Annotated in this window: 1 protein-coding gene; it reads left to right on the forward strand. The window is 44.4% G+C overall.

The genetic code is table 11. The features are described 5' to 3' along the window. Positions 1-288: hypothetical protein (locus KMS84_RS39970; protein WP_256921561.1), on the forward strand; the 288-nt coding region annotated here is incomplete at both ends.

Here is a 288-nt window from a genome sequence, read left to right on the forward strand (position 1 = left end):
GGCGTATATTCTGACCACGGCGGGATAAAATTAGTGGTGGAGTCGGCTATAACGACGGAGCAACATGCCGAGGTTGATATTACATTAGCAAATCTAGGCTTTGATGTGGAAGCTGAAATCATCGTTAAGCCGTCTGCGTGGACGGAAGATAATGGTGCCAATACCTTTATAAAGAACGATGCGGTAAACACGCTTCCAACTGCTTTACGCTTAGCTCTTGAAGAAGATGAAGATTTTTGGGTGGACAGCAGGCTTTCTCTTTTTGCGGAAGGAAGTATAGATAGACAT

The organism is Streptomyces hilarionis (assembly GCF_024539675.1).
GTDB classification, from domain to species: domain Bacteria; phylum Actinomycetota; class Actinomycetes; order Streptomycetales; family Streptomycetaceae; genus Streptomyces; species Streptomyces hilarionis.